This is a genomic window from Methanomicrobiales archaeon (genome assembly GCA_030019205.1).
Lineage (GTDB): Archaea > Halobacteriota > Methanomicrobia > Methanomicrobiales > JACTUA01 > JASEFH01.
On sequence record JASEFH010000040.1, the window covers coordinates 1 to 8,453 of the forward strand.

Sequence of the window (8,453 nt, forward strand, 5' to 3'; positions counted from 1 at the left end):
GGCTCATATACCTGGCCTGTGCCCTAATGATCTGGAGGGTTTTGGGATGACCTCTGACGTTATCCGCAAGCTTATTCAGGCGATCATCAACGACTATCAGTTGCTGGTTCTGTATCAAAACGGAGGAATTCCGCGTGGGAGAGTGGCGGGAAAGCCCAAAGAGATCGGGCCTTTCAGTGTAGTAGTCTATGGCGGAGGCATCACGTTTGGGAGCAACGTCGGGATCGGGTATGACGTCCACATCCTGTCCGTATCCGGCATTAGCGGATCCAATGCCGGACCTATCGTAAAACCAATCCGAATCGATGACGATGTAGAGATCGGCTCCAATACCATGATCCTGCAGGGGGCAGAGATTGGAGAGAACGCAACGGTTGCTGCAGGTGCGGTTGTCACGACATGTGTCCCGCCTAATTCGATTGTGGCTGGTGACTCCCCCCGGTTTATGAAATGGAAGATCCTTCCATCGGAGGAATGTGAGGAAGACATTGATGCTTCCTGATGCACCGCTCTTCTCCACAACTCCAGCAGGTTGATACACGGAGCCCGGCAGGCGTAGTCTTTGGGCGTATACATTGGAGAAGAGAGCCGGTTTAAGAGAAATGGCAGCTTTTAGGTTGAGAGATCGAAGGGGTGTTTGCCGCACTACGGCAGAGAGCGGGAGAGCTCGAAGTTCGTTTTTATCTGCGGGTGAGCCGACCACCTCTTCGGGGATTGAGCTATTCTTTATTCATGATGAGCACGAGCGAGTTAAGAATGAGCCCTGCTACGATGAGCAGCATCCCGAGGATCAGTCCGATGGAGGAGGCCAGGGCGGGTCCGAAGGGCAGCGTGTGAGTACTGTGGTAGTATGCAAAGGCATGAAATCCGAAGGCAATGCCGGAGAAGAGGAGGACGATCCCCGTGATGCCGAAGAGCAGCATCGGCCTCTGATAGCCGATCTCGCCCACCATCCTGGCCAGGATATCATAGCCGTGGTAGAAGGGGTTCTTCTTGTGCTTATTCGGTACATCGTACACGGCGGAGATGGGAACCTCCTGCATGGCGATTCCGTTTTTTGAAAGGAAGGTGATCATATCGGACTCTATGCTGTAACCGTCCGACTCTAGGGGAAGGCTGTTCAAGGCCTTGACATTCAGACCCCGGAACCCCGATTGAGAATCTGTCAACTTCTTGGAGGATCTGGCGTTCGTGACGAGTGTGAGAACCTTCTGCCCCAGCCTGCGGTAGAGCGGGATAGTCCCATTATTTTGGAGAAACCGCGATCCAATCACCGCATCAGCCTCGCCACTCAAGAGCGGTTGGACAATCGTCGGAATCTCCTCGGCTTTGTGCTGGCCGTCCCCATCGAGAAGCACCAGGATATCGAATCCATGCTCTTTCGCATACCGAACCGCGGCGATCACCCCGGCTGCCTTTCCCCGGTTGCTGGCATGCTTGATGACGATGGCTCCCGCATCCTCCGCGACTTGTCCGGTGCAGTCCCTGGAACCGTCATCGATTACCAGTACTGCGTCGACGTGTCGGAAGGCCTTGAGAACAACCGAACCGATTGTCACTTCCTCGTTGTAGCAGGGAATCGCCGCGAGGATCTGCATCCCCTGTTTTTGCGCAGATTTTCGGAGTGAGGTCTTCAGGGCCTGTCGAGAGGCAGCCATGGCCCCGCTGGCGGAATCCAACGGCACGGAATGCCATGGCACGGTCCTCCACTGGGAGATCACGACAACACCATTCTGCGAGAGGTGATTCCCGGCCCCGGGGAGGGCGCCCGAACGCTTGCAGATCTCTTCGGTATAATCGGCCTTTCCTGAAACGATCGGATCAACCAGGTGGGAGAGATGATCCGGATTAAGAGGGGAGTTGGGCGCCCAGATAACGATAATGTCCATGCGATCTTTAATCACCTTCTGCAGGAGTGAGCGGTATCCCGAATCCCCGTTATCCGGTGCGACATACACGATCCTCGGATCCCCGGAGAAGCCATCCACCTGCCCGAAGTCGCCGCAAAGCGCATGCTCTGAAGCAATGTAGATGCGATCCACGTAGCCGGGTATCGATCCGACCTTATCTTTCGAGAGATTCTCATTGCTGGAACGAAGGATGATGCCTATCGAGTTATCAGCATACATATCATCACTCCCCGTAACCTTCGCACAGGCTAATTTCAACCGAATAATTCGGATGGTTCCGCATGGATACTGATATTAATCCGAGCATTCAGGTTCCTGTCCTAGAGATACTCTTTCTCAACCCTATCATTCCCTGGGCCTCAAGTACCCTTATAATTTATATCCTTATGCATCGAAAATAGCCAAAGTATAGGGAGAATGAATAGGAATAGCAATTCCAGAAGCAAATAACTGTTATATTCCTATTTATAATCCACAATTCGTATTCAGGGTTCGATACATTCGAGTTGAGCCCTTTTTCAAAAATTTTCGATTGGATGCTGACTCACTGCACCCGCAGCATTGAAGGGATACGCCGACCGCGGATCTTCCGGTAATATCCTCTCTCACCTCTTCTCCAGCATCTGCCGGGCCATCCTGTAGGTCTCGAGTTTATGCTGCATCGTCTTGATCATATGCTCTTTTTTCATGATCTTCTCGTCCAGCATCCGCGTGAGCAGGGTGCGCACCTGATCTTCCGATAGCTGCTTCCACATCGCGTCGATCAGGTAACCCTGCGCACCGCCTCCCACGTGGCCCACCCAGTGGTGTCCTGCGCCCATGATCTCCTCCTTCTATCCGGGTTTGCCCGAACGGAGCCCCATGATTCTCCGGGGTTCATAATCTTTCCGGAAAAGGCGGTATAAAAAGAGGGTTTAGGAGGTATGCCAGACTGCCCCGGCGGGCTTGGATGGGTCAGGGGGGTCAGGGGGGTCCGCCGGAGTCGGGACCCGGGGGGTGGACCGGGTCCGTGGCATGAACAATACTCACTACCGCCCGATAAAAACATCCCAGTGGGCGGGCCGAAAGTGTTCCCGACCTATTCCCCTCCTTCGCCCTCCGACTTCGTCAGCCGTTCCGCCGCCCGGGAACAGGTACGCCTGAGCCGCTCGGAATGCGGAGCGGATCTCGCTGCCGTACTTCCGATGCCCTGTACCATCTGGATTCGACACCCCGCATCGCTTCTGTCCTGGGCTCGCGCCGCCACGCCGCGGCACCGCACACAGGGACGACCAGCCACCACTGCCTCCCGGCCGCACCGTGGATGAAGCGATCCCTGATGCAGTACACAGGCACAAGGATGCCCTGGCAATTGGTAGACAATCTCTGCGCCACAATATCGAACGCTCAACGTATGCGGATGCAATTGCACACACAAGAGAACTCCTCCCTCCCGCGCATTCATTCCCGATACCTGCTCTCAATCGACCCCTATCGCTGCTATAGGGGAGAGGATGCTCACCCCCCTTCGATAAACGATGAGATCGCTCCTGAGCTGCAGATCTCTTTCCTGCCCGGGAGAGATAAGAGGCCAGAATCAAGCCGGACCGATTGCAATCCAGTTCGATCGTCCCACGCGAAATTTACTTATCGCACCTGCAAAGGTAAGGATACTCCCCACGCATACGAATCGGATCCCGGTATGCAGCCCCTATCTCGCCAATCCCGGGAGGGTGAAGACGACCGATCCAGCCTATCGGGGATCCGCTCCCATCTCACGCTCCTCATGTCCCATCGCGGGACAAGGAGAGGGAGTGGGCTCTCCTATCAAGGCTTCGGGACCGGGCCGTGGCTGTACCCCGCTCGACCGCGAGAGACCCTCTTTGACCATTCCGATACAGGTTCATAACCGCCAAGGTCATTCTTTGCATTCACGTGGATCCATGAGATGGAATCGCTGGAAAAAGAAGAGGCAGGCTCAGCATCCGGCAGTCTGCCGTGGATACCATCGAGACCTTCTACTGCAGTGTCTTTGCCTGCTGCTCGGCAGCCTCGGCCTCTTTGACCTTTCCAAGTCTCCGGAGCGATTCCGCCTTCCAGGCCAGGACCTCCCGGTCCTTGGGATCCGCTGCCAGAATGCGGTCGTACTCCTGGATCGCCTTCTCGTGCAACCCCTGCTTCTGATAGAGGCGCCCGACGTTGTTCCAGGAATCGATGCCCCGCCCGTTCAGGAACGCCCGTTTCGGCTGTACCGGCGGTACGGCCTCCGGAACTGATGCGGCAGGTTGAGGTTCGGCGCGGGTGCCGAACATGCCCCGGATGGAATCCAAAAATCCCATGTATTTAACCCCCTACAAGATCGAAATGTAGAAGCGTCACTATAAATACTTTGAGTTTTCTGCATGGCATTTCAGGGAGCACTTCCCGATTGCGGGAATGCAAACCGCACCCTGCCTCGCCCTCGATGAGAGCGCTGCAGGGAGGGGACCAATCGGGCAGCGCACCAGCGGCGGGGAGACGGCCGGGCTCTGAAGCGCATCGGGACCCTGCCAAGTCCCCGAGCAGCGCGGAGATCCGCCCCTCGCCGAAGAATGGTTCTCCGCCCGCCGGGCTCGATCCCGATCGGTATCGAGAGAAGGGGGGTCCGGCCGGCGGCCATGGTTCGAATAGATGGCGGGATCTTGCCCCTACAGGAGCTCCACGATGGGGAGGCGCTCCCTTCGGGCCGGCCGCTCCAGCATCAGCCGCAGAATGCCGTTCCTCTCGATGTGATCCACCTGCCTCTGCAGGTTCAGGTTCCACTGCCGTCGGGAGGTGAGGAAACCCCGCGATAGATCCTGCGGGAAGAACCGCAGGGGCTCACCTTTCTCGATCTTGTCAAGGGCCCGCAACATCAGGTCGGTGCCCAAGCGGGTCAGCTGCATGTTGATCGCGTTCACGGTCTCGTCCCCGCGGAGCTCCGCCCTCTGCTGGGCGAGGATCTCTCCGCCGTCGATCACGTGGTTCAGGCGGTGCACGGTCACCCCGATGTTGTAGGGATCCCAGTTGATCAGGGCCCAGTGCGTCCCCCGGGTCCCGCGGTAGTACGGGCTCAGGCCCCAGTGGAGGTTCAGGGCGAGATCGGCAAGATCCAGCGTGGCGTCCTGGACGACCGAGGTCCCGTGGTCCAGCAGCAGGAAGGGGGACTCGCGCTTCAGCCTCTCGTACACGTTCTGCGCATTGACACTGTCACAGTGCAGAACAGGGATATCGGGGTGGATCGCCTTCCAGCGATCCCCGAAGAACTTCGTGTACTCCTGTGTGTATCGATCCTTGTTCAGGCGGTCGACCAGGATTCCGCTGACGATCTCCGGGATGCTGCCCAGCCCTTTCTGCCTGAAGTTCCGGCGAAGGGAGCGGAGGGGGGGAGGGGCCTCCAACACGACCAGAGATACCGGGAACCGTTCGTGGATACGGTTGACGAAGTAGACCATCGGCGGGCGGGGGCGGATAGCGCAGACGATATTCACGACGCCCCCACCTGCACGGCCGCGCGGCGTGCCCCGGTTCGGGTGCCGAACACGCGATCTACGGCTGTCACCCGTCTCATAGGATGCAGGGTGGAGGATTACTATTAATTAAACCTTTCGGGAGATCGCAGAAAATTGGGTGCCAGCAGGAGGAGGGGCAGCCTTCGGATCGCCCCGCCTGCAGAAGCGCTTATTAGAGAGCATAATCCAGTATGAGAGTGGATCCGGAGTGGTGAGCGGTCCGCATCCCCGCAGCGCGTGCCCGCTCTCACCCTCTAGGAAAGGGACGGATATGTTCGTCGAACACCTGGTCTACTCCATCGCCATCGCCATCCTGGCCGGCATGCTCTACCATCGGTATACCGCCCGGGATCCCTCCTGGATCATCGTGATCAGCGCCTTTGCCCCTGATATCGACCTGATCGCGCACACCGCGCTGCGGTCCCTGGGATTCACCGTCCTGTTCCACGGCAACCGCATCGCGCATGGCGACTTCCACAACATCGCGGTGATGGCACTGTATGCAATCGTCATCGCTTTCCTCCTCCACCCGCTGGGCGTACGGTTTCTGGACGCCCTCATCTTCGCTGCCATCGGATTTGCCGCACACCTCTTCGCGGATGCCCTGGTCTACACCCGGGGATATGCCATCTTCTGGCCTTTCTCGGATGCCGTCTGGGGCATCGGCATCCTGCCCGAGACACGGGACTGGTTCGGCCTGGCCAGCCAGGAGACGCTGATCGTCGGAATTCTGGCCGTTCTGGCCGCCGTTCTGCTGCGCACGGCAGTCGCCGGCCCCTGCTGGTGGACAGATGTCCAGCCTCTGCGGGCCCTGCGGCATGTACTGAATGGCAATCCCCCTCCCTGAAAGGGGTTCCCCGATCAGGGAGTCTCCGCCCGCTCATGGGAAACCGACGAGAGGAGTGAGCAGAGAGGAGTGAGCATCCCGCCACAACGGCGGAAAGCTCGATCGGGCGGCAACAATCGATCGGAGGCATTATTAGATGCCAATAAAGGAAGAATTGGCAGGATGCTCGGGAAATAATTCGAGCGCGTACTGTTTCAAGCCCAATAGAATGGTAGACACCTTCGGCATGGGGGGAATATTTATTAACGTAAAGGTGCATCTGTCAAACGCTTGATTGGCACGACATGATGTGCTCTCATGCGTGGAGTGATTTTATGAACGGAACGGAGATAACGACAGAGGATACCCATATTTTTCCGGTTGCAGGCACCGCGGTCAGGGTGCGCATCCGCGAATCGAGGCTCCGCAGTGCATCCTCCGGTGCCCGCAGGGGCAGGCACCGGTCGTCAGGGGAATTGCGAGGGATCGGGTCTGCAGGAGACGCGGCCGCCGGGAGCATCGCACGCTCGCGCAGGGGCGCATGAACATGGATGTAGGTGTGATCGGCACCGGCATCATGGGACGGAACCATGCCCGCGTCTACTCCGAGCTGAAGTCCGTCGGAAGCGTGTTTGTCTACGACGTGAACGCGCGGGCGGCGGAGGAGGTGGGACGGTCGCTGGGCGTCTCCGTCAGCCCGTCCCTCGAGGATCTGCTCGGGCACGTGGATGCGGTGAGCATCGCGGTCCCTACCCCGTTCCACCACGATATCGCACGGAAGTGCATCGAGCGGCGGGTGCACATGCTCATCGAGAAGCCCATGTGCGGAACCGCCGAGGAGGCGGAGACGCTCGTCCGCAGCATCCCCGACGACCTCATCGTCGGGGTGGGGCACTTGGAGCGGTTCAACCCGATCGTAAAGGAGATCCGGCGGATCGTCAAGAGACCGCTCTACGTCGAGGCAAAACGGCACAACCCGGCCTCTGCCCGCATCCAGGGGACCTCAGTCGTGGAAGACCTCATGATCCACGATATCGACATCATCTTCTCGCTGTTCGCCAACGGACGTTTCGTCGTCCACAGTCAGGGGAACGATGATATCCGCAGCGCACTCTTCAGCATGAGCGGGATCCCCATCTACCTCTCCGCCAGCCGAAAGGCCTCGAAGAAGATCCGCTCCATATATATCGAGGAGGAGGAGAGCACAATCGAAGGGGACTTCATGAGCCAGGAGATCTTCGTCTACTGGAAACCCGATCGCTACCGCCTCGAGAGCGCACGCTACCTCCAGGAGAACATCATCGAGAAGCTCCAGGTCAATAAGGTCGAGCCCCTCAGAATCGAGCTGGAGACATTCCTCCAATGCGTGAAGCATGGCACGTCATTCCCCATCTCTCCGGAGGATGGGCTGCAGAACCTGCGGGTCTGCGAACTGGTGAAGTCCTCGAACGGGAGGGTGGAAGTCGGCATCCCGAGTCCCGGACAGATCGAGATCATGGGCAGGCCGCTCTCCAACGCCCCTCCGGGCCAGGCGACCGCCTCGTCCCATCATTAGACTGCACGGGTTCGGCGTAGGGGGCGTACGGGGACGTCGACGAAAGGGCGGGAGCCCGCAATCCCCCCGTCTCCCGGTGCTGCCCGGGAACGGCGCCTCGGCTCGAGTATCTAAAGGGGATTACGATTATTCCTTCCTTTCTTCTCCTGTCCTCCGATTCGGGTCTGATTCATCCGGTTTTAGGCCTTCTCCCCTCCTGAATCCCCTTATTTTCCGTCCTTTTTCCCTCCCCTCGAGAGCTACCGCTGGGAGGAGTGCAAGGTGATGGTACGGAGCTGCTGCAGGGTGAAGGCAAAACAGGGGAAGAGGTTCTTCATGCGAACCCGGGGCGAGTGACAACGGGTGTCCCCTCGGTGCGTCGTCTTGTCCAGGGAAGCCTGGGGTTTCACCCCGAAGTATCCCTTTGTCCCGGTAGACCGTCTCCCCCTTCCGGGAGAGGTCCACCTGCCTGTCATGGAGCGATGCGGGGGTGGTCTTCAACCTTGGGATCAACGGGTGCTCTTTATCGAAGAGGATAGGGAGCTTGTACCCGAAGTGCGATTTCTTCCCTTTCTTGGCCCCGGTGCCGTCCCGGCTCCGTCGGGTCTTCGCCCCGTCTGTACCAGAGCGTGGTGTGATCCGGTATCTTCTCCGGGAATCCCCGGAACTTCCGG

At 58.5% G+C, this 8,453-nt stretch carries 7 protein-coding genes and 1 pseudogene; 3 read left to right on the forward strand and 5 right to left on the reverse strand.

The window, feature by feature from the left end:
• The coding region (locus tag QMC96_12815; protein MDI6877637.1) for an acyltransferase at positions 1-502 on the forward strand (502 nt) is incomplete at its 5' end.
• 217 nt (positions 503-719) lie between these two features.
• Here the strand turns inward: QMC96_12815 and QMC96_12820 are convergent.
• From QMC96_12820 to QMC96_12835, 4 genes are all read right to left on the reverse strand, one after another.
• Entirely contained in the window at positions 720-1,598 is an 879-nt protein-coding gene (locus QMC96_12820; protein MDI6877638.1) for a glycosyltransferase family 2 protein, read from the reverse strand.
• A 917-nt stretch (positions 1,599-2,515) separates the two neighbouring features.
• Positions 2,516-2,731 carry a hypothetical protein gene (locus QMC96_12825; GenBank protein MDI6877639.1) on the reverse strand — a complete coding sequence of 72 codons (216 nt, stop codon included), beginning with the start codon at positions 2,729-2,731 and terminating at the stop codon, positions 2,516-2,518.
• 1,176 nt (positions 2,732-3,907) lie between these two features.
• Complete coding sequence (locus tag QMC96_12830) at positions 3,908-4,228, reverse strand: tetratricopeptide repeat protein (GenBank protein ID MDI6877640.1); 321 nt, start codon at positions 4,226-4,228, stop codon at positions 3,908-3,910.
• Between the two features lie 348 nt (positions 4,229-4,576).
• The gene (locus tag QMC96_12835) at positions 4,577-5,398 is read right to left on the reverse strand and encodes a formyltransferase family protein (protein ID MDI6877641.1); all 822 of its coding nucleotides are present in this window, start codon (positions 5,396-5,398) and stop codon (positions 4,577-4,579) included.
• Positions 5,399-5,690: 292 nt separating this feature from the next.
• Between QMC96_12835 and QMC96_12840 the strand changes: the two genes are divergently transcribed.
• Positions 5,691-6,266: a metal-dependent hydrolase gene (locus QMC96_12840; GenBank protein MDI6877642.1), complete on the forward strand. Its 576-nt coding sequence runs from the start codon at positions 5,691-5,693 to the stop codon at positions 6,264-6,266.
• Positions 6,267-6,720: 454 nt separating this feature from the next.
• Positions 6,721-7,800 carry a Gfo/Idh/MocA family oxidoreductase gene (locus QMC96_12845; protein MDI6877643.1) on the forward strand — a complete coding sequence of 360 codons (1,080 nt, stop codon included), beginning with the start codon at positions 6,721-6,723 and terminating at the stop codon, positions 7,798-7,800.
• Positions 7,801-8,199: 399 nt separating this feature from the next.
• Here the strand turns inward: QMC96_12845 and QMC96_12850 are convergent.
• Positions 8,200-8,453: pseudogene (locus QMC96_12850) on the reverse strand (hypothetical protein).

Coding starts and splice junctions, on each gene's coding strand:
- QMC96_12820 (MDI6877638.1), bottom strand. CDS start 1,598: ATGCAGATCCTCGCGGCGATTCCCTGCTACAACGAGGAAGTGACAATC.
- QMC96_12825 (MDI6877639.1), bottom strand. CDS start 2,731: ATGGGCGCAGGACACCACTGGGTGGGCCACGTGGGAGGCGGTGCGCAG.
- QMC96_12830 (MDI6877640.1), bottom strand. CDS start 4,228: ATGGGATTTTTGGATTCCATCCGGGGCATGTTCGGCACCCGCGCCGAA.
- QMC96_12840 (MDI6877642.1), top strand. CDS start 5,691: ATGTTCGTCGAACACCTGGTCTACTCCATCGCCATCGCCATCCTGGCC.